19 protein-coding genes are annotated in these 19117 nt (G+C 64.8%); 10 read left to right on the plus strand and 9 right to left on the minus strand.

The genetic code is table 11. From position 1 onward, the window contains the following. Positions 1–9: 9 nt before the first annotated feature. A complete protein-coding gene (locus tag WN72_RS45035) occupies positions 10–1305 on the minus strand; it encodes a dicarboxylate/amino acid:cation symporter (protein WP_027564206.1) in 1296 nt (431 codons plus the stop codon). A 211-nt stretch (positions 1306–1516) separates the two neighbouring features. Between WN72_RS45035 and WN72_RS45040 the strand changes: the two genes are divergently transcribed. The 5 genes from WN72_RS45040 to WN72_RS45060 all read left to right on the plus strand — a co-directional run bounded on the left by WN72_RS45040 (position 1517) and on the right by WN72_RS45060 (position 6856). Further along, the gene (locus WN72_RS45040) at positions 1517–2518 is read left to right on the plus strand and encodes an NADP-dependent oxidoreductase (RefSeq protein WP_092212180.1); all 1002 of its coding nucleotides are present in this window, start codon (positions 1517–1519) and stop codon (positions 2516–2518) included. 211 nt (positions 2519–2729) lie between these two features. Continuing rightward, positions 2730–3554, plus strand: coding sequence for a hypothetical protein (locus tag WN72_RS45045; RefSeq protein WP_092212178.1), 825 nt, complete (start codon positions 2730–2732; stop codon positions 3552–3554). Between the two features lie 130 nt (positions 3555–3684). Then, positions 3685–3900 carry a hypothetical protein gene (locus WN72_RS45050; RefSeq protein WP_092212411.1) on the plus strand — a complete coding sequence of 72 codons (216 nt, stop codon included), beginning with the start codon at positions 3685–3687 and terminating at the stop codon, positions 3898–3900. Between the two features lie 191 nt (positions 3901–4091). Further along, a complete protein-coding gene (locus tag WN72_RS45055) occupies positions 4092–5246 on the plus strand; it encodes an FAD-dependent monooxygenase (RefSeq protein ID WP_167380591.1) in 1155 nt (384 codons plus the stop codon). Further along, positions 5243–6856 carry a benzoate-CoA ligase family protein gene (locus WN72_RS45060; protein ID WP_092212176.1) on the plus strand — a complete coding sequence of 538 codons (1614 nt, stop codon included), beginning with the start codon at positions 5243–5245 and terminating at the stop codon, positions 6854–6856. The genes WN72_RS45055 and WN72_RS45060 overlap by 4 nt, the downstream gene beginning before the upstream one ends. A 157-nt stretch (positions 6857–7013) precedes the next feature. Here the strand turns inward: WN72_RS45060 and WN72_RS45065 are convergent, their stop codons facing one another. After that, entirely contained in the window at positions 7014–7526 is a 513-nt protein-coding gene (locus WN72_RS45065) for a MarR family winged helix-turn-helix transcriptional regulator (protein WP_167380590.1), read from the minus strand. Continuing rightward, complete coding sequence (gene maiA / locus WN72_RS45070; protein WP_092212172.1) at positions 7516–8148, minus strand: maleylacetoacetate isomerase; 633 nt, start codon at positions 8146–8148, stop codon at positions 7516–7518. The genes WN72_RS45065 and maiA overlap by 11 nt, the downstream gene beginning before the upstream one ends. Positions 8149–8322: 174 nt before the next feature. Between maiA and gtdA the strand changes: the two genes are divergently transcribed. Beyond that, positions 8323–9363: a gentisate 1,2-dioxygenase gene (gtdA, locus tag WN72_RS45075; RefSeq protein WP_092212170.1), complete on the plus strand. Its 1041-nt coding sequence runs from the start codon at positions 8323–8325 to the stop codon at positions 9361–9363. A 147-nt stretch (positions 9364–9510) separates the two neighbouring features. Here the strand turns inward: gtdA and WN72_RS45080 are convergent, their stop codons facing one another. The 4 genes from WN72_RS45080 to WN72_RS45095 all read right to left on the minus strand — a co-directional run bounded on the left by WN72_RS45080 (position 9511) and on the right by WN72_RS45095 (position 13609). Further along, on the minus strand, positions 9511–10332 hold the full coding sequence (locus WN72_RS45080; RefSeq protein WP_027564197.1) for an ABC transporter permease: 822 nt from the start codon (positions 10330–10332) through the stop codon (positions 9511–9513). Further along, a complete protein-coding gene (locus WN72_RS45085) occupies positions 10325–11098 on the minus strand; it encodes an ABC transporter ATP-binding protein (RefSeq protein ID WP_027564196.1) in 774 nt (257 codons plus the stop codon). Before WN72_RS45085 ends, WN72_RS45080 begins: the two co-directional genes overlap by 8 nt. 109 nt (positions 11099–11207) lie before the next feature. Then, the gene (locus tag WN72_RS45090; RefSeq protein WP_092212166.1) at positions 11208–12212 is read right to left on the minus strand and encodes an ABC transporter substrate-binding protein; all 1005 of its coding nucleotides are present in this window, start codon (positions 12210–12212) and stop codon (positions 11208–11210) included. A 32-nt stretch (positions 12213–12244) separates the two neighbouring features. Further along, complete coding sequence (locus tag WN72_RS45095) at positions 12245–13609, minus strand: FAD-dependent oxidoreductase (protein WP_092212164.1); 1365 nt, start codon at positions 13607–13609, stop codon at positions 12245–12247. Positions 13610–13720: 111 nt separating this feature from the next. Here WN72_RS45095 and WN72_RS45100 point away from each other — a divergent pair, with 111 nt between their 5' ends. After that, positions 13721–14605 carry a LysR family transcriptional regulator gene (locus tag WN72_RS45100; RefSeq protein WP_092212162.1) on the plus strand — a complete coding sequence of 295 codons (885 nt, stop codon included), beginning with the start codon at positions 13721–13723 and terminating at the stop codon, positions 14603–14605. A gap of 134 nt (positions 14606–14739) precedes the next feature. Beyond that, complete coding sequence (locus tag WN72_RS45105; protein ID WP_092212160.1) at positions 14740–15012, plus strand: hypothetical protein; 273 nt, start codon at positions 14740–14742, stop codon at positions 15010–15012. Positions 15013–15015: 3 nt separating this feature from the next. Here the strand turns inward: WN72_RS45105 and WN72_RS45110 are convergent, their stop codons facing one another. Beyond that, positions 15016–15819 carry an enoyl-CoA hydratase-related protein gene (locus WN72_RS45110; RefSeq protein WP_092212158.1) on the minus strand — a complete coding sequence of 268 codons (804 nt, stop codon included), beginning with the start codon at positions 15817–15819 and terminating at the stop codon, positions 15016–15018. A 168-nt stretch (positions 15820–15987) separates the two neighbouring features. Here WN72_RS45110 and WN72_RS45115 point away from each other — a divergent pair, with 168 nt between their 5' ends. Beyond that, positions 15988–16962 (plus strand): ketopantoate reductase family protein, encoded by a 975-nt coding sequence (locus WN72_RS45115; RefSeq protein WP_092212156.1) that lies wholly within the window; start codon positions 15988–15990, stop codon positions 16960–16962. A 3-nt stretch (positions 16963–16965) separates the two neighbouring features. Here the strand turns inward: WN72_RS45115 and WN72_RS45120 are convergent, their stop codons facing one another. Then, the gene (locus tag WN72_RS45120; protein WP_092212154.1) at positions 16966–17643 is read right to left on the minus strand and encodes an alpha/beta hydrolase family protein; all 678 of its coding nucleotides are present in this window, start codon (positions 17641–17643) and stop codon (positions 16966–16968) included. 126 nt (positions 17644–17769) lie between these two features. Between WN72_RS45120 and WN72_RS45125 the strand changes: the two genes are divergently transcribed. Further along, the gene (locus WN72_RS45125) at positions 17770–18915 is read left to right on the plus strand and encodes an acyl-CoA dehydrogenase family protein (protein WP_092212152.1); all 1146 of its coding nucleotides are present in this window, start codon (positions 17770–17772) and stop codon (positions 18913–18915) included. Positions 18916–19117: the final 202 nt, after the last annotated feature.

The following is a 19117-nucleotide window of genomic DNA, read 5'->3' on the forward strand; positions in this document are numbered from 1 at the left end:
GCACCTCCGTCAATGGCCAGCCATCGCAGGCAATTCGCCGGCCACCATGTCGGGCGTCGACGCCTCGCCGGGTCCGAGCTCATGCTCGGGCCCGAGCTCGCCTTCCCACTTCGCGACAACGGCAGTCGCCAGCGAGTTGCCGATCACGTTGGTGGCGCTGCGGCCCATGTCGAGGAAGGTGTCGATGCCCATGATCATCAACAGGCCCGCCTCGGGGATGCCGAACTGCGACAGCGTCGAGGCGATCACTACGAGGGAGGCGCGCGGCACGCCGGCAACGCCCTTGGAGGTGATCATCAAGGTCGCGAGCATCGCGAGCTGCGTCGCGAGCGACATCTCGATGTGATAGGTCTGCGCGATGAAGATGCTGGCGAAGGTGCAGTACATCATCGTGCCGTCGAGATTGAAGGAATAACCGAGCGGCAGCACGAAGCTCGAGATCCGCGACGAGGCACCGAACTTGGTGAGGCCCTCCAGCGTCTTCGGATAAGCCGCTTCCGAGCTCGCGGTGGAGAACGCGATCATCAGCGGCTCGCGGATCAGCTTCAGGAGATGGCTGTAGCGCGGCCCGATCACGACGAAGCCAACAATCACCAGGATGGCCCACAGGATCGCAAGCGCGAGATAGAAACCGCCCATGAACACGACGAGCTTCCACAGCACCCCGAGACCGTTCTTGGCGACGGTGGCGGTGATGGCGGCCCACACGGCGAGCGGCGCGAACAGCATCACGTAGCTCGTCACCTTGAGCATGATGTGGGCGACGTCGTCGATCATCGCCAGGATCGGCTTGGAGCGCTCGGGCATCGAGCCCATCGCCACCGAGAAGAACACGGCGAAGATGACGATCTGGAGAATCTCGTTCTGCGCCATCGCGTCCGCGATCGAGGTCGGGATCAGATGGGTGAGGAATTTCTCGATCGAGAACGCCGAGACCGGCAGTCCGGTCGATTGCCCCGCCGCAGGCAGCGTGCCCGGGAAGTTCGCGCCGGGCTGGAGCAGATTGACCATGACGAGGCCGAGCAGCAGCGAGACGAAGGAGGCGCTGATGAACCAGCCCATGGTCTTGGCGAAGATGCGTCCGAGCCGCGAGCCGCTGCCCATATGCGCGATGCCGCCGACCAGGGTCGCGAACACCAGCGGCGCGATGATCATCTTGATCAGGCGCAGGAACATCATGGCGATCAGGTTGATCGAGGACGCCCAGTCGGCGCGCGTATCGGGCAGGAAGTTGAAGATCGCCGCCCCCATGACGATGCCCAGCACCATCGCGGCCAGAATGTATTGCGTAAACCTGTTCGACATTGAAAGACCCCCACTACATCGGCCGCTTCATGATGTCGCAGATATGACAGCGACGCAACACGCTTCGCGTGCATTCGTATTGCGGGATGTTCCCATTGCGAAACAGAGGCGCGCGATCTAGCTTTCATGCAGCGCACAACGAATGCAGCTTGCACGTTTCCTTTGCGGCGGCTGCATCAATAATCGTCAAGCCAACGGAGAGGGAAACGCCATGAGCGGCACCATCAATCGCCAGATCCTTCTGGTGGAAAAGCCCAGCGGCAAGCTCGGCCCCGAACATTTTGGCATGATCGATGGTGCGATGCCGGAGCCGAAGGACGGCGAGGCTTTGCTGCGCGTGCGTTACATCTCGCTCGACGCCGCCAACCGCGCCTGGATGCACGGCGCCACCTATCGCTCCGCCGTGGAGGCCAACAGCGTGATGGCCGGAGGCGGCATCGCCGAGGTCGTCAGCTCCAAGGCGCCGGAGCTGGCTGCCGGCGACATCGTGTTCGGCGACACCGGCTGGCAGGAATATGCCGCGGTGCCGGCGAAGCATCTGACCAAGATGCCGAAGCTGGAACCTATGACGCATCTGCTCAGCGTGTTCGGCATCGCCGGGCTCACCGCCTATTTCGGCTTGCTGGAGGTCGGAAAGCCCAAGGAGGGTGAGACGGTCGTGGTCTCCGCGGCCGCGGGCTCGGTCGGCTCGATCGTCGGGCAGATCGCCAAGATCAAAGGGTGCCGCGTGGTCGGCATCGCCGGCGGTGCCGACAAGTGCAACTGGCTGACCTCCGAGCTCGGCTTCGATGCCGCCGTCGACTACAAGGACGGCGCGGTGTTCAAGGCCTTGCGCGCGGCGGCGCCGAAGGGGGTCGACGTCTATTTCGACAATGTCGGCGGAGACATTCTGGAAGCATGCCTGCCGCAGATGAACAATTACGGCCGCATCGCCTGCTGCGGCGCGATCTCGCAATATGACGGCACACCGGCGGCGCACGGCCCGCGCGGCGTGCCCGGCCTGATCGTGGTGAAACGGCTCGTGATGCAGGGCTTCATCGTGATGGACTACATGAAGGACAGCCCGCGCGCGCTCGCCGATCTCCAGGGCTGGGTGAAATCCGGCAAGCTGAAGGTGCAGGAGGACATCATCGACGGCCTCGAGAACACGCCGAAGGCGCTGATCGGATTGCTGGCTGGCGAGAACCGCGGCAAGCGCATGGTGAAGCTCTGACGACGTATTGTTTGAGCATGCTCTTTTCGGAAAACCGCTGCATACTTTTCCGGATCATGCTCTAGTTACGTCGCAATTGCGACGCTAATATCTACTTGCGGTAGAGGTCGAAGCGGCCAATGATGCCGCTCGCGACGCATCATCCGCGAAGATTGTTTGCATCACTTTTAATAAAGCGTCGGCGTTACCGACAGGGCAGGAATTCACCCCAATGTTCAACACGTTGAAACATGCTTCAACGCGCACCGCGCTGTTCGCGGCGGCGCTGTTCGCAACTGCAACAGCCGCATTCGCGCAAGCCCCGACCGAGGCCCAGAAGAGCGCGATCCGCTCTGCATGCCGCTCGGATTTCATGGCGCACTGTGCGAGCGTGACGCCGGGCGGCGTGGAAGCCTATCAATGTCTGGCAAAGAACATGTCCAGCCTGTCGGCGGGTTGCCAAACGGCAGTCCGCGCGGTCGAGCCCGCTGCGGCTCCGAAGACGGAAGCCGCGCCCGCAAAGTCTGAACCGGCGAAGTCCGAGCCTGCAAAGACGGAAGCTGCGCCCGCCGCCGAGCCTGCGGCCAAGCCGGCAGCGGCAGCCGCCCCGAAAGCCGCCGCCGTAAAGCAACCGAGCAGCGCACAGGTCGCCGCGGTCAAGAGCGCGTGCCGGGCGGATTATCCCAAGGTGTGCGCCAGCGTGCCGCCCGGCGGCGCCCCCGCGCTCGAATGCCTGGAGAAGAACAAGGCGAAGGTTTCGCCGGCCTGTGAGAAGGCCGTGACCGCCGCGGTTGGTGGTGGCGGCGGCGCGGCTGCCGCAGCGCCAGCGGCTGGCGCATCAGCAGCGCCCGCCGCGGCGCCGGCCGTGATCGTGCTGCGCCCGCTGCGGCCGCGCGAAGAGCTGTTCATCGTCCGCTCCGCCTGCGGCGCCGACATCCGCTCGCTCTGCGCCGGCGTCGCGCCCGGCGGCGGCCGCATCATCCAGTGCGTCTCTAACAATGCGGCGTCGCTGTCGCCGGCGTGCAAGGACGTGCTGGCACCGTTCGCGGCGCGATAGACAACGCACAGCTCACGCGCCATTGCGCGTGTCGAGATTTGGCAGCGCGCGAATGAATTTTCGCGCGCCTGCCGCGACAAATCTTTTGCCGACATCCGATTTCGGATCACGACAAGACCGGGAGAACACCATGCGTTCGTTGCTGCTCATGGCTTCCGCGCTCCTCGCTTTCGAGGCGACCATGACCTTCGAGGCCAAGGATGCCAACGCAGTGGTATGCGCCCGCGGCGTCTATCGCGCCGGCTGCGCCGGCGCCAACGCCGCCGTCGTGGTCCGCAAGCCGGTTCCGGTGGTTCGTTGTACCCGGGTGCTGGTGGACGGGGTCTACGTGAAGCGCTGCGTCTGACCCCCTGGGTGGTCAATCCGGCCCGGTTTGGCTATGATTCCTATCTAGCGGTTTCGGACAGGCGCAAACGCGTGTCCGGAAGCGGGCTTCGGCGCGCCACGCCCTGCCGATAATTCCGCTGGCGTGGGAGGCCGGAGCACACTAGTCTACCCCCAAGATAGTAAGTATACTGTCAATTAGGGAGGAAGACGTTGCGGATCGCCGTGATTGGCGGGGGGCCCGGCGGGCTCTACTTCGCCTATCTCTGGAAGAAGCGTCACCCCGAGGATCAGGTCGACCTGTTCGAACAGAACCCGGCCGACGCGACCTGGGGCTTTGGCGTCGTGTTCTCCGACCAGGCGCTGGAGTTCCTGCGCGCCGACGACCCCGAGACGGTCGACGCGATCGCCCCGCATATGGAGAGCTGGGAGAACATCACGCTGAGCCTGCATGGCGACAGCGTCGCCATCGACGGCGTCGGCTTCGCCTCGATCGGGCGGCTCGAGCTGTTGAGGTTCCTGCAGCAGCGCGCGCTCGATGCCGGCGTTACGCCGCGGTTCGACACGCAGGTCCATTCCGTCGACCAGCTCAACGGCCACGATCTGATCGTCGCCGCCGATGGGCTGAACTCGCTGGTGCGCCGCGCCTATGAGGGCGATTTCGGCACCTCGCTGTCCTACTCCTCCAACAAGTTCGTCTGGTACGGCACCTCGAAGCGGTTCGACACGCTGTCGCAGACCTTCGTGAAGACCGACCGCGGCGCCTTCAACGCCCATCATTATCGCTACTCGCCAAGCATGAGCACCTTCCTGGTCGAGTGCGACCACGCGACCTGGCAGGCTTACGGCTTCGCCTACAAGGACGTCGAGCAGTCCAAGGGCGTCTGCGAGGAGGTGTTTGCCGACACGCTCGGCGGCCATTGTCTCGTCTCCAACAAATCGGTGTGGCGCAACTTCCCGTGGGTCTGGAACGAGCACTGGTCGTTCAAGAACATGGTGCTGATCGGCGACGCGCTGCATTCGGCGCATTTCTCGATCGGCTCGGGCACGCGGCTTGCCATCGAGGATGCCATCGCGCTCGTCAAGGCGCTGGAATCGGATGCGCATATGTCGACCGCGCTGCATCGCTACCAGGCCGCGCGCAAGCCGATCGTGCAGAAGCTCGTCAATGCCGCACGCACCTCGGCCTTCTGGTACGAGCACTTCGCCCAGCACATGCAGCTCGAGCTGATGGACTTCGCCTACAGCTACATCACCCGCTCCGGCCGCATCGACGATGCACGCCTGCGCCACATGTCGCCCGCCTTCATGGCGCGCTACGAGGCCACCAGGAACGGCGGAGACGCCAGCGGCGAGGCAACCGCATGAGCAATGAGATTCGTGACCAGGTGCCGACCGACAGCGTCGGGGCACGCGAGATCGGCTTTGCCGTTCCGGACATTTACAACGCCAGCCGCGTGCTGTTCGACAATCTCGGCAAAGGCCATGGCGACAAGGTCGCGCTGATCGGGCCGGCGGGCAAGCGGACCTATGCCGAGCTGTGCGCGGAAGCTTGCCGCTGGGGCAACGGCTTTGTCTCGCTTGGCTTGAAGCGCGGCGACCGCGTGCTGCTGTTCCTCGACGACACGCCGGCTTATCCTGCCGCCTTCTTCGGCGCGGTGCGGGCCGGCTTCGTGCCGCTCTTGATCAACACACTGACGCCGCCGGATCTGCTGCAATTCTATCTCGCCGATTCCGGCGCGGCCGTTGCGGTGGCGGACGCCGAGTTCTGCCCGCGCTTCAATGTGGGGGCCTGCAAGGACACGAAGCTGCATACACTGATCGTCGTCAATGGCGAGGTCGGCGAGCATGCTGCGCCTGCGGCGCTCGCGACGGCAAGCTGGCTCGCGCCATTCCCGACCGAGCTTGCCGAAGCCGACACCGATCGCAACGAGATGGCGTTCTGGATGTACTCGTCCGGCTCGACCGGCCGGCCCAAGGGCATCGTGCATCTCCAGCACGACATGGCCTATAGCGAGGTCGCCTTTGCGCGGAACGTGTTGCAGCTGACGCCTGACGACATCTGCTTCTCTGTGCCAAAGATCTTCTTCGCCTATGGGTTCGGCAACTCCGTCACCTTCCCGTTCTCGGCCGGCGCCGCAACGCTGCTGCTGCCGGGCCAGCCGAAGCCGGCTGCGATCTTCGCGGCGATCGAGCAGTACAGGCCGACGGTCTTCTTCGGCCTGCCGACGCTGTACACGTCGCTGACCAAGGCCGAGGGCGCGGACAAAACGAATTTCTCGTCGCTGCGCATGTCGCTCTCGGCGGCCGAAGTGCTCTCGGCCGAGGTCTTCAACGGCTGGAAGACGCTCACGGGCCTCGAGATCGTCGAAGGCCTCGGCTCGACCGAGGTGCTTCACATCTATCTCTCCAACCGCCCCGAGCAGAAGAAGCTCGGCGCCGCGGGCCTGCGCGTACCCGGCTACGAGGTCGCGCTGCGCGACAAGGACGGGCGCGACGTCGGCGACGACGAGGAAGGGATTCTGTGGGTGCGCGGCGATTCCAACACGCCGCTGTACTGGAACCGGCCGGACAAATCCGCCGAGACCATCCGCGAGGGCGGCTGGATCTACACCGGCGACCGTTTCGTCCGCGATAGCGACGGCTTCCATTTCTTCCGCGGCCGCGCCGATGATCTGATCAAGATCTCCGGCCAGTGGGTCTACCCGCTCGAGGTCGAGCTCTGCCTCGCCGACCATCCTGATATCCGCGAATGCGCCGTTTTCGCCGCCGAGCTGCCGGACCGGCGCATGACGCTGAAGGCGGTGGTGGTGATGAACAATCGCGCGACGGACCAGGGCGAGGCGACGCGGCGGCTGCAGGACTATGTGAAGGGCAAGCTGCTGCCCTACAAATATCCGCGCGAGGTGATCTTCATCGACGAGCTGCCGAAGACGGGCACGGGGAAGATCGACCGGCAGGCATTGTTGCGGATGTGAGGCCAGGACGCAGATCCACGCACCGCAATCGTAGGGTGGGCAAAGCGAAGCGTGCGCACCGTTGCCCATTAAGAGAGAGATCGTGGGCACGGCGCAAGAGCGCCTTTGCCCACCCTACGAGATCTGAGTGTGCGGCGCGACCATCGCCTCATTCCCCTCACCCGGCCTTCCCAAGATGCTCCAGCGCATCCTCGGCTCGCAGCGGCACCCTTGAGGCCTCGTTGTTGAGATCGACGAGCTGCGTCAGCAGCCCCATCAGCGCCTTGCGGTCCGCTGGCTTGAGCGGCTCCAGCATGCGGGCCTGGGCGCGCTCGACGGCAGGGATGATCTCGCGCAGGATCGCAACGCCGGCCTTGGTCAGATAGAGCAGCTTGATCCGCTTGTCCTCCGGCGCCGGCTTGCGCTCGACAAACTCCTTGGCCTGCAGCCGCTCGATCACGCTGCCGAGCGTGGAACGGTCGAACGCGATCACCGCCGACAGCCGCGTCGCGTCGATGCCGGGATGGGTGTGGATCGCGATCAGCGCGGCGTATTGCACCGGCGTGAGGTCGAACGCCCTACACTCCTCCATGAAGATCGAGACCGCGATCTGCTGCATGCGCCGGAACAGATAGCCCGGCGCGGCATAGACCGCGTCGATCGTGATCGGCGCGGCAGGCTTACTCGGCATCGGGCTGCTTCTCCGGTGCGGCATTGGCGAAGGCCGGCAGCGCCTTGGCGGCGGCTTCCGCCTTCAGCAGGCGCGGATAGGCCGAAACATCGACGCCGAAGCGGCGCGCATTGGCAAGCTGCGGCACCAGGCAAAGATCGGCGAGCGTCGGTGCATCGCCGAAGCAGAACGGCCCCTTCTCGTCCTTGATCAGCGTCTCGCAGGCCGACAGGCCCTCGCGGTTGACCCACGCGGCCCAGTCCTGGACCTTCTCTTCGGCAAGACCGAGCTCGCGCAGCCGTGCCAGCACCTTCAGATTCTGCACCGGATGGGTGTCGCAGGCGATCGCCAGCGCGAACGCCCGCACCTTGGCGCGGTGCAGCGGATCCTTCGGCAGCAGCGGCGGATTGGGATGGGTCTCGTCGAGCCATTCGATGATGGCGACCGATTGGGTCAGCACTGCGCCCGCATCGTTCTCCAGTGTCGGCACCAGGCCTTGCGGGTTGATGGCGAGATAGGCTGGCGCGCATTGCTCGCCCTTGCGCAAGTGATGCGGCAGGTGCTCGGCGCCGAGGCCTTTGAGGTTCAGCGCGATCCGCACGCGATAGGCGGCGCTGGAGCGGAAATAGCCGTGCAGCTTCATCGAGACCCTCCCTGTTATTTCTGTCATTCCGGGGCGATGCGTCAGCATCGAACCCGGAATCTCGAGATTCCGGGTTCGGCTCTTCGGGCCGCCCCGGAATGACGTTTCCCTGTGCGTTGACGCTACCTAGATCGTCAGTATACTGTCAATCAACAAAACAAACGGGAGCGCACCATGGAAGCCGTGACCAAGACGCCCGAACGCGAGGCGTTTTACAAGAAGATCGACGGCGAGAACCTCACCGCGCTGTGGACGGTGATGAGCGATTTGATCACGCCGGAGCCGAAGAGCGCGTGCCGGCCCCACCTCTGGAAGTTCGACGTCATCCGCGACTACATGACGGAAGCCGGCAAGCTGATCACCGCCAAGGAGGCCGAGCGGCGCGTGCTGGTGCTGGAGAACCCCGGCCTGCGCGGGCAATCCAAGATCACGACATCGCTCTATGCCGGCGTGCAGATGGTGGTGCCAGGCGATGTCGCGCCCGCGCACCGCCACAGCCAGTCGGCGCTGCGCTTCGTGCTCGAGGGCAAGGGCGCCCACACCGCGGTTGACGGCGAGCGCACCGCGATGGAGGCCGGCGACTTCATCATCACGCCGTCGATGACGTGGCACGATCATTCCAATGAAACTGATGAGCCGATGTTCTGGCTCGACGGGCTCGACATTCCCCTGGTGCAGTTCTTCGACTGCTCGTTTGCGGAGGGGTCGAAAGAGGACCAGCAGAAGATCACAAAACCTGCCGGCGACAGTTTTGCGCGCTACGGCCACAACCTCTTGCCGGTCGATGTGAAGCGGAGCTCGAAGACGTCACCTATCTTCAGCTACCCCTATGCCTACACCCGCGAGGCGCTGGAAAAAGCTCGCGCGAGCCAGGAATGGGACGCCTGCCACGGGCTGAAGCTGAAGTTCAGCAACCCCGAGACCGGCGATTTCGCGATGCCGACCATCGGCACCTTCATCCAGCTGCTGCCGAAGGGTTTTAAGACCGCGCGCTATCGGTCGACCGACGCGACGGTATTCTGCCCGATCGAGGGACGCGGCCGCAGCCGCATCGGCGATGCCGTGTTCGAATGGGGCCCGCGCGATCTGTTCGTGGTGCCGAGCTGGCAGTGGGTGACGCACGAGGCAGATGACGATGCGGTGCTGTTCAGCTTCTCGGACCGGCCAGTGCAGCAGAAGCTGGATCTGTTCCGTGAGGACCGCGGGAACGCGTGAGGGTCTCGTAGGGTGGATTAGCCACAGGTCTCGTAGGGTGGGCAAAGGCGCGGAGCGCCGTGCCCACGTCTTCGCGACTCATGAAGGAATGGTGGGCACGCTTCGCTTTGCCCACCCTACGGCAGCTACGGGTTGCGGTGGATTTGGCTACCGCCAGTGCAGCAGCCGCGTTTCCAGCCAGCCGATCACCTTCCCCACGACAAGCCCAAACACCGACAGGATCACCACGCCCGCGAGCAGCTGATCGGTCTGCATCAGATTGCCGGCCTGCAGCACGAAGGCGCCGATGCCGTATTGCGCGCCGATCATCTCGGCGCTGACGACGAGCAATAGCGCTACGGACGCGGTGATGCGGAACCCGGCGAGGATCGCGGGCAGCGCGCCCGGCCAGATCACCTTGCGCACGATGGTGGCGAAGGGAACGTTGAAACTTTGCGCCATGCGGATGAGGTTGCGCGGCACCGCATCGACGCCGCTATAGACCGAGATCGCGGTCGAGAAGAAAACACCGAGCGCAATGGTCGCGATCTTCGGCTCTTCGCCGATGCCGAGCCAGAGGATCAAGAGCGGCAGCAGCGCGATCTTCGGGATCGGGAACAGCGCCGAGATGAAGGTGATGCCGACGCTGCGCGCGAGCCTGGACAGGCCGATGGCGAAGCCGACGGCGACACCGGCGGCCGTGCCCAGCAGCCAGCCGACGCCGATGCGGAGCAGCGAGGCCGAGAGATGCTGCCAGAGCGCACCCGACATCGCGAGCTCATAGATCGCGCGCGCGATCGCCGATGGCGCCGGCAGGAACAGCGGATTGACGAGGCCTGTGCTGCCGGCGACCTGCCAGATCGCGATGACGAGGGCGAGCGCGATCCAGCCGCCGAAGCGGCTCGAGGCGGGCACGAAGCCGGCGCCGCGGAAGCGGACGCGCCGGGTCGTCTCGTCTTTCGTTGATGTGTGCGCCGCGCGGTCAAGCATGCTGGACCTCGCGCTCGGCATCGATCGCCTCGTTGCGGATCAGCGACCAGATCTGGTTCTGGAGCGCGAGCAATTTCTCACGCGCCGCCGCCTCGCCGCGCGCGGCCCGCGTCATCGGCACGGTGACGACCTCGCGAATGCGGCCGGGCCGGCGCGACAGCACCACGATGCGGTCAGCGAGGCGCGCCGCTTCTTCGAGATTGTGCGTGACATAGACCGCGCCCATGCCACCGTCGGCGAGCAGGCGAACAAAGTCTTCCATCAGCAATTCGCGGGTCTGCGAATCCAGCGCCGAGAGCGGCTCGTCCATCAGCAGGATCGCGGGCTTCACCGCCAGCGCGCGCGAAATGCCGACGCGCTGGCGCATGCCGCCGGAAAGCTGTTTCGGATAGGTCGTGCGGAAATCGGTCAGGCCCGTGCGGCGCAAGGCGTCGTCAACCAAAGCGCGGCGCTGCGCGGCCGAGAGCTGGGTGTGCAGCAGCGGAAATTCGACGTTCTCCTCGACCGTCGCCCAAGGCAGCAGCGCGAAATCCTGAAACACGAAGGTGAGCGGATTGAGACTGTCCGCCGGCGGCGCGCCGCGCAGCTCGGGTGTGCCGGAGGTCGGCTGCAACAGGCCACCGAGGATTGACAGCAGTGTACTCTTGCCGCAGCCGGAAGGGCCGACGATCGCTACCACCTCGCCGGCACTGAGGGTGAACGAGATGTCGTCGAGCACGGCGAGATCGCCGAAGCGGTGGGAGATGTGGTTGGCGATCAGGTCCATTCTATCTCGTCGATCCCTTGCTCTGTCGTTCCGGGATGGTCCGAAGGACCAGACCCGGAACCTCGAGATTCCGGGTTCTCGCTTCGCGAGCCCCGGAATGACGGATACATCAATCCGCCTTCACATAATCCTTGGCGATGATCGCGTTCGCGTCAAAGCCCTTGTCAGCGAATCCCTGCTCCTGGAGCCATTTGATCTGGTTGTCGACGTTCTTCACGTCGAGCTTGCCGTCGGGATCGATATAGGCGCAGTTGCCGACCACCTGCTCGACCGGCAGGTTGGTGTATTTGGCGATGATCTCCAACAGCGGCTTGGTCTTGTCGTTGATCGGGGCGACACCGTCCTTCATGGAGGCGAGGATGACGTCGTGATATTCGCGATCGGCTTTCGCGAGCACGCCGAGGAATTTCGTCACCAGCGCCTTGTTGGTCAGCGTCTTCGGCGAAGCGAACACCGCGCCCAGCTGCCAGGGTGTCTCGTCGCCGACCCAGCCCAGGAATTTAGCGCCGCCCTCATCCATCAATTTTCGCGCGGTGGAGATCGGCAGCAGCGCCGCGTCGACGGTCTCACCCTTGAGCGCGGCAGCGGCGTTCGACAGCGATTGCAGCGGCACGATCTTCACGTCGGCGAGCTTGAAGCCGTATTTGTCGGCGAGCAGGCCGAGCGAATAATGAAAGGAGGAGCCAACCTGCGTGACCGCGATGCGCTTGCCGGCGAGGTCCTTCGGCGCCTTCAGGCCGGCCGCATAGGCGTTGTTGCTGGCGAAATAGCCGATCAGGGGATAGCCGGCCTTCTCGCGGCTCATGCCGCCGATCACCTTCAGCGTGCCCTTGCCGGCAAGATTGTAGAGACCGGCGGTGAAGGCGGTGACGCCGAAATCGACGTCGCCCGAGGTGGTCGCGACCGCGATCGGCTGCGCAGCATCGAAGAATTTCAGCTCGACGTCCAGGCCGGCCTCGCGAAAGTAGCCCTTGTCCTGCGCGATGAAAACAGGCGCGGAGGACGACAGGCGGAGCACGCCGACCTTGGCCTTCAGCGCGTCCTCGGCCCGGGCCGTGCCCATCGCCATGATCGCCAACAGGCCAGCAGCTGCGAGCCTTGCAATTCCGATCATCCCGTTTCCTCTCGTGCTTGTCTTGCAGTCCGTTACAGGCCCTCGGGCACCGCCTGGTCCCGCCCGATGAAGGCGCCCTGTTGTTTCAACGTTTCCTGCAATTTTTCAATGGGGATTTCGCGGGGGATCCGGTTTCCGGAAAGCGCCAGCGCGGCGGCGGAACCGGCGGCCTCGCCCATCACGAAACAGGCACCGGAAACCCGCGCCGCCGATTGGCCCTCATGGGTCATCGAGGCACAGCGGCCGGCGACCAGGAGATTGTCGACGCCTTCGGGCACCAGCATGCGGTACGGCAGCTCATTGTAACCGCGCGATTCCGGGATGGGCGGGAAGGTGAAGACGACATCGCCGGGAACGTGGGCCTCGATCGGCCAGCCGTTGACGCCGATGGAATCCTCGAACGAGGCGCAGCCGAGCACATCCTCGCCGCTGAGCTGGTAGCCGCCCCTGACGCGGCGCGTCTCGCGGATGCCGAGCTGCGGCGGCAAATCGACGATGTAGGATTTTTCAAAGCCCGGCACGGCGCTACGCAGGAACTCGTAGGCGGCGAGCGCCTGCTTGCGGCCCTCGATCTCGCCGCGGGTGAGATCATCGGGCTCGACGCCGTTGATGGCGTGGCCGTCCTCACGCGCGACTTGCGTAAAGTTGACCCGCCATTCGATGCCAGATTTTTGCGGCCGCACGATCGCGCTCTTGCGCGGGAATGTGTGGGTGCCAGCGGCGAGCGCTTTCTCCATCAATTGCGGGATGGTGCGCCAGGCTTCGCCCGCCTTGTCGGGATCGATGCCGTTGAGGCGGAGCATCATCGAGGGATAGAGCGGATGGCCGTGCTCGTCGCCGATCTCGAACGGCGCGCCGGCCCAGACCGCGAGATCGCCGTCACCGGAGCAGTCGATGAAGATCTCCGCGCGCACCGCCTGCCGGCCGGCCTTTGTCTCGACCATCAGCGCGTCGATGCGGCGGTCGTCGCCCATCACCACGCCGGCGCCGAGCGCGTGGAAGAGGATGTTGACCTTGTAGCTGGCGAGCAGCTGATCGGCCGCGATCTTGTAGGCCGCGGTGTCATAGGCCTGCGCAAACACCTTGCCGAGGATCAGGTGCGGGGCGTTGAGGCCGTTGAGCAGATCGATCCGCGCCAGGAGCTCGGACGCCATGCCCTGCACCAGCCGGTGGGCCTTGCCGTAGACATTGCCGTGCAGGCCGCAGAAATTGGTGACGCCGGCGGCGGTGCCCATGCCGCCGAGAAAACCGTAGCGCTCGATCAGCAGCGTCTTCCGGCCCGCGCGCGCCGCGGAGGCCGCAGCGACGATGCCGGCCGGGCCGCCGCCGAGGACAACGACTTCATATTCGCCATAGAGCGGCACTTTCCGTGCCGGTTCTTCGATCATGGCCCGCATGGCGCGTCCGCTCCCAAAATCCCTTGCTTGCAGACGACTATGAATTAACGCGCAGCAGGCTACAATCCACCAAAATACGCGATCAGCTTTCGCGAATCGAGAAAGGTCAAAATGGACATCCTGGTGAACCTTCAGGCCTTCCTCGCCACCGCCGATGCCGCCGGCTTCTCCGCTGCCGCGCGAAAACTCAATGTCTCGACCTCGGTCGTCGCAAAACGCGTCACGCAGCTGGAGGCGCGGATCGGCACACCGCTGTTTCATCGCTCGACCCGGCAATTGCGGCTGACCGAAGCGGGCCAGCGCTACGTCCATCGCGCCCGCGGCGTCGTGACTGACGCCACTGACCTGCTCTCGCGCATGGGCGAAAAAGGCCACGATCTCGTCGATCACCTCCGCATCAAGGCGCCGACCTCGCTGACGGTGGCGCGGCTCGCGGATGCCTTCAGTGCATTCCAGACCCAGAACCCGCGGCTGAAGCTCGAGATCGTGCTGATCGATCGCCCGGTCGATCCCGTCACTGAAGGATTCGACATCGCCATCGGAGCTTTTCCGCATTCCTTCGGCGGCGTAGTCGACGAGCCCTTGTGCCCGCTGAAGCGACTACTCTGCGCTTCGCCTTCCTATTTGAAGAAGCACGGCACGCCAAAGCATCCCCGCGACCTCGTCGAGCATCGCTGCCTCAGCTTCATGCCGACGGGTCCTGAATGGGTTTTCGACGGGCCGCGCGGCCGCATCAGCATCCAGGTCAGCCCGCTGCTCTCCTCCAACGAGGGACATGTGCTGGCGCGCAGCGCCATCGCCGGCAACGGCATCGCGCTGATGTCGCATTATCTCGTCGCGGATGCCTTGCGCGACGGCACGCTCAAGCCGGTGTTGCGCGACTTTCCGATTCCGGAATTGTGGGTGAAGGCTGCGATCCCCGAACGCCGACGCAATGCGGCAGCGGTGCAAGCGCTGCTTACGCTGCTGAAAACGTCACTGGCGCCGTCGCTGTGAGCCGCATCGTGTTACCGTCACAAGATGGCGGTTGCTCTCGGACAATGAACCTGAGAGAAGAGCCGCGCCATGAGCGCCGCTGCGTACTGGCTGGCCCAGTCAAGCCGGGCGACGAGAGCAACCTGGTTCAACGAATGGATTCGACGCTTTTGAAATTCGCTCTGCCCGCTCTCGTCGCTCTCGCGATCTCTGCCACGCCCGCCGCAGCGCTGGAGCAGAACTGCCGCTTCATCCAGGCCAAGCCCGATCGCGAGGCCTGCTACAAGCGCCAGGAGGAAGAGCTTGCGGCGAAGCGCAAGCCCGCCGCGCCGACTGACGAGAGCAAGACGTTCGAAACGCTGCGCCAGATGCGGCAGGACGACGATGCCGTCTATCGCAGCATCAACAACATCTGCCGCGGCTGCTGACGTTCAGCTTTTGCCGCCGCCCCAGTTCGCCGCCCGCTTCTCCGCGAACGAGGCCAGCCCCTCTGCCGCCTCCGGGCTCTGGCGCTTGACCGAATGCAGGTGCACGAGCCGCTTGTAGGCGGCATCGTCCACCGCCATGCCGCCGAACGAGCTTTCGAGTGCAAGGCGCTTGGTCTCGGCCATCGCCTCCGGTCCATTGGCGAGCAGCTGTTCGACCACCTTGCGACCTGCCGCTTCGAGATCGGCGAGCGGCACCACCTCGTGGGCGAGGCCGATGCGGCGGGCGTCCTCGGCGCCGAAACGTTCCCCGGTCAGCGCGTAGCGGCGGACCTGCCGCACACCAATGGCATCGCAGAGCTGCGGGATGATGATCGCGGCGGTCAGGCCCCAGCGCACCTCCGTGATCGAGAACAGGGCGTTGTCCGCGGCAATCACGACGTCGCAAGCCGCGATCACGCCGGTACCGCCGCCAAAGCAGCCGCCCTGCACCAAGGCGACGGTCGGGATCGCCAACGTGTTGAGCCGCTGCACGGCCTCGAACGTCGCGCGTGAGGCCGCCTCGTTGGCCTCGGCCGACTGCGGCCGCACGCCGTTGATCCATTTGAGGTCGGCGCCGGCCTGGAAATGCTTGCCGTTACCCTTGAGCACGACGACACGCAGGTTCGGCTTCTGACCGAGATCGTCCATGGCCGCGAGCACGCCTGCGATCAGCGCGCCGTCATAGGCGTTGTTGACCTCCGGCCGGTTCAACGTGACGGTCGCGACCCCACGCTCATCGAGGGTCCACAGGACGGGGTTGGCAGTCATTGGCGATCCTCCGGTCGTTCGTTGGGCGCGCACTATGGCCGAGGCAACGCATCCCGATCCATATCTTTCCAGCGTGGGGCGGCCGCGCCCATCGCATGGCGGCTTGTGTCATGCTGCCGCCGGACGGCATCCAGGGACCAGGCAAAGCGATCAGGGACGGGACATTACATGCGCATCTGCATTTTCGGCGCGGGCGCCGTCGGCAGCCATATCGCGGTCAGGCTGGCGCGCGCCGGCCATGAGGTCAGTTGCGTGATGCGAGGGGCGCATCTGGAGGCGGTCCGCGCCAACGGCCTGAAGCTGCGCGTCGGCGATTCCGAGGTCAGTGCGAAGGTGAACGCCTCAGGCGATCCGGCCCAGCTCGGCCAACAGGACGTCGTGATCTCGACGCTGAAGGCCACCGCACTGACGGGACTGGTGTCCAGCATCAAGCCGCTGCTCCAGGACGATACCGCCATCGTGTTCGCGCAGAACGGCATTCCCTGGTGGTATGGCATCGGCCTGCCGCCGCGGCATCCGACCCCGCCAGACATTTCCTTTCTCGACCCCGGCGGACGTCTGCGCGCCTGCATCCCGAAGGAGCGGATTATCGGCGGGGTCATCTTCTCGTCCAACGAGGTAACCGCGGCCGGCGTCGTGCAGAACCTGACGCCGGACCGCAATCGCCTCCTGATCGGCGAATGCGACGACCGCAATTGCGAGCGCATCACGAAGCTGCGGAGCGTGTTCAACGATGCGCGGCTCGAATCGCCGCCGGTGGCCGAGATCCGCGAGGCGATCTGGTCAAAGCTGCTGACCAACATGTCGCTCTCGGTGCTGTGCCTGCTCACCGGCCAGACCGCGCGCGGCGTGCGCGACGACCCGGCCTTCGCCGACGTCATCCCGCGCATGCTGAACGAGGCCAACGACATCGCCCAGCACTTCATCCCCGAGGTCAAGCGCGTGACCCGCAGCGGCCCCGCCCCCAACCACAAGCCGTCGCTGCTGCAGGATTACGAGCTCGGCCGCGCCATGGAGATCGACGTGCTGGTGAAGGCCCCCGCCGCCTTCGCCCGCACCGCCGGCCTGTCGACGCCGACGCTAGACCTGGTCGCCGCGCTCGCGATCCAGAGGGCGCGCGACAAGGGGCTCTATTCCGCCTGAGCTTTAGCCGAGATCGTCGATCCAGGCGGCGAGCGTGTCGAGCACTTCGGCAAGCGCTTCGTCGTTGGTGCGGCCGGACTTCTTCAGCACCGCGAAGGAGTGATCACCACCTTCGATCTCATGTAGCGTCGCCTTCGCCCCGAGCGCTGCGATGACCGGCTTGAGATGGCCGAGATCGGCCAGCCCATCGCGCGTGCCTTGCAGGAACAGCATGGGGATCGCGACCTGAGCAAGGTGGTCGGCGCGCTCGGATGACGGCTTCTTGTCGGCATGAAGGGGAAAGCCGAGGAAGGCTAGCCCCTTTACGCCCGGCAGCGGAGCCTTGGATTGCGCCTGCGAGGTCATGCGCCCACCGAACGACTTTCCACCCGCGATGAGCTTCAATCCGGGACAGAGCCGCGCCGCTTCCGCGACCGCCGCGCGGATCGCGGCATGCGCGACCGCCGGCTGGTCGGGACGCCCGTGTTTCTTTTCCATGTAGAGAAAATTGAATCGGAACGTCGCGATGCCGCGATCCGCCAAGCCCGCTGCGGCCTTCTCCATGAAAGCGTGCCGCATGTCGGCGCCGGCGCCATGCCCCAGGACGTAGCAGGCGCGCGCGTTGTCCGGCTGCGTCAGGATCGCCGAGACCCTGCCGATGCGCTCGATGTCGAGCTTGAGCTCTTGCGTTTTGACAGCCACAATCAATCATCCCGACAGATGCCGTTACGGCCGCCTTGGTAGCGCCACCGGCGCAGCCTGAAAACACAATAATTGCCGCGGCCGACTAGCCTACCAAGCCGGAAAGCCGCATCAATCGAGGTAATCATGTCCTACCGCTCCTCCTGGATGACCGAAGAGCTCGACGTCTTCCGCGACCAGTTCCGGAAATATCTCGCCAAGGACCTGGCGCCGCGCGCGGAAAAATGGCGCGAGCAGAAGATGGTCGATCGCTTCGCCTGGCGCGGTCTTGGCGAGATGGGCGCGCTGCTGGCGAGCGTGCCGGAGGCATATGGCGGGCTGGGCGCGACCTTCGCCTATGACGCCGCCGTGCTGGACGATCTCGAAAGCACGGTGCCGGAGCTGACCACCGGCGTCTCCGTGCACAGCGCCATCGTCGCGCACTACATCCTCAATTACGGCTCGGAGGAGCAGAAGAAGCGCTGGCTGCCGAAGATGGCCTCGGGCGAGATGGTCGGCGCCATCGCCATGACCGAGCCCGGCACCGGCTCGGACCTGCAAAGCGTCAAGACCACGGCGAAGAAGCAGGGCAATTCCTACGTCATCAACGGCCAGAAGACTTTCATCACCAACGGCCAGGCCGCCGATCTCGTCATTGTCGTCGCGCGAACCGGCGAGGCCGGGGCGAAAGGCATCTCGCTGCTCGTGGTCGAGACTGAAGGTGCGGACGGTTACAAGCGCGGGCGCAACCTGGACAAGATCGGCCTGCACGCCTCCGACACATCGGAGCTGTTCTTCGACAACGTCACGGTGCCGCCGGAAAACCTGCTGGGCAAGGAGGAAGGCCAGGGCTTCGTGCAGCTGATGCAGCAGCTCCCACAGGAGCGCCTTGCGCTGGCGGTCGGCGCCGTCGCCTCGATGGAGCGGGCGGTCAAGCTCACCACCGAATACACCAAGGAAAGAAAGGCGTTCGGCAAGCCGTTGATGGACTTCCAGAACACCGCCTTCACCCTCGCCGAGCGCAAGACCGAAGCCATGATCGCGCGCGTCTTCGTCGACTGGTGCATCGAGCAGCTGATCGCCGGGGATCTCGACACCGTGACGGCATCGATGGCGAAATACTGGTGCTCGGACAAGCAGGTCCAGACCGCCGACGAATGCCTCCAGCTGTTCGGCGGCTACGGCTACATGCAGGAATACCCGATCTCGCGCATCTTCATCGATTCCCGCATCCAGAAGATCTATGGCGGCACCAACGAGATCATGAAGCTGTTGATCGCGCGTTCGCTGTAGTCCGTAATAACATCATTCTATGGTTGTTGGCGTGGAACGGGAGCGATAATCTCCACAGAGAGCTGGCGAGGCCCGGAGTGTCCGTGTCATGCGAAAGCGACCCGCGTCAGGAAAGCGACCCCGGGGCAAGTCGCCTCCTGATACCACATCGCGTTCAGGCAAGAAGCGACCCTCGGATCACAAGAGATCTTCAGAAAAGAGA

The sequence above is a fragment of the Bradyrhizobium arachidis genome (genome assembly GCF_015291705.1).
GTDB lineage: Bacteria > Pseudomonadota > Alphaproteobacteria > Rhizobiales > Xanthobacteraceae > Bradyrhizobium > Bradyrhizobium arachidis.

Excerpts from the sequence above, each read along its gene's own strand:
- WN72_RS45035 (WP_027564206.1), bottom strand. The coding sequence starts at position 1,305 with ATGTCGAACAGGTTTACGCAATACATTCTGGCCGCGATGGTGCTGGGC.
- WN72_RS45040 (WP_092212180.1), top strand. The coding sequence starts at position 1,517 with ATGAGCGGCACCATCAATCGCCAGATCCTTCTGGTGGAAAAGCCCAGC.
- WN72_RS45045 (WP_092212178.1), top strand. The coding sequence starts at position 2,730 with ATGTTCAACACGTTGAAACATGCTTCAACGCGCACCGCGCTGTTCGCG.
- WN72_RS45050 (WP_092212411.1), top strand. The coding sequence starts at position 3,685 with ATGCGTTCGTTGCTGCTCATGGCTTCCGCGCTCCTCGCTTTCGAGGCG.
- WN72_RS45060 (WP_092212176.1), top strand. The coding sequence starts at position 5,243 with ATGAGCAATGAGATTCGTGACCAGGTGCCGACCGACAGCGTCGGGGCA.
- WN72_RS45065 (WP_167380590.1), bottom strand. The coding sequence starts at position 7,526 with ATGCCGAGTAAGCCTGCCGCGCCGATCACGATCGACGCGGTCTATGCC.
- maiA (WP_092212172.1), bottom strand. The coding sequence starts at position 8,148 with ATGAAGCTGCACGGCTATTTCCGCTCCAGCGCCGCCTATCGCGTGCGG.
- gtdA (WP_092212170.1), top strand. The coding sequence starts at position 8,323 with ATGGAAGCCGTGACCAAGACGCCCGAACGCGAGGCGTTTTACAAGAAG.
- WN72_RS45080 (WP_027564197.1), bottom strand. The coding sequence starts at position 10,332 with ATGCTTGACCGCGCGGCGCACACATCAACGAAAGACGAGACGACCCGG.
- WN72_RS45085 (WP_027564196.1), bottom strand. The coding sequence starts at position 11,098 with ATGGACCTGATCGCCAACCACATCTCCCACCGCTTCGGCGATCTCGCC.
- WN72_RS45090 (WP_092212166.1), bottom strand. The coding sequence starts at position 12,212 with ATGATCGGAATTGCAAGGCTCGCAGCTGCTGGCCTGTTGGCGATCATG.
- WN72_RS45095 (WP_092212164.1), bottom strand. The coding sequence starts at position 13,609 with ATGCGGGCCATGATCGAAGAACCGGCACGGAAAGTGCCGCTCTATGGC.
- WN72_RS45100 (WP_092212162.1), top strand. The coding sequence starts at position 13,721 with ATGGACATCCTGGTGAACCTTCAGGCCTTCCTCGCCACCGCCGATGCC.
- WN72_RS45105 (WP_092212160.1), top strand. The coding sequence starts at position 14,740 with ATGGATTCGACGCTTTTGAAATTCGCTCTGCCCGCTCTCGTCGCTCTC.
- WN72_RS45110 (WP_092212158.1), bottom strand. The coding sequence starts at position 15,819 with ATGACTGCCAACCCCGTCCTGTGGACCCTCGATGAGCGTGGGGTCGCG.
- WN72_RS45115 (WP_092212156.1), top strand. The coding sequence starts at position 15,988 with ATGCGCATCTGCATTTTCGGCGCGGGCGCCGTCGGCAGCCATATCGCG.
- WN72_RS45125 (WP_092212152.1), top strand. The coding sequence starts at position 17,770 with ATGTCCTACCGCTCCTCCTGGATGACCGAAGAGCTCGACGTCTTCCGC.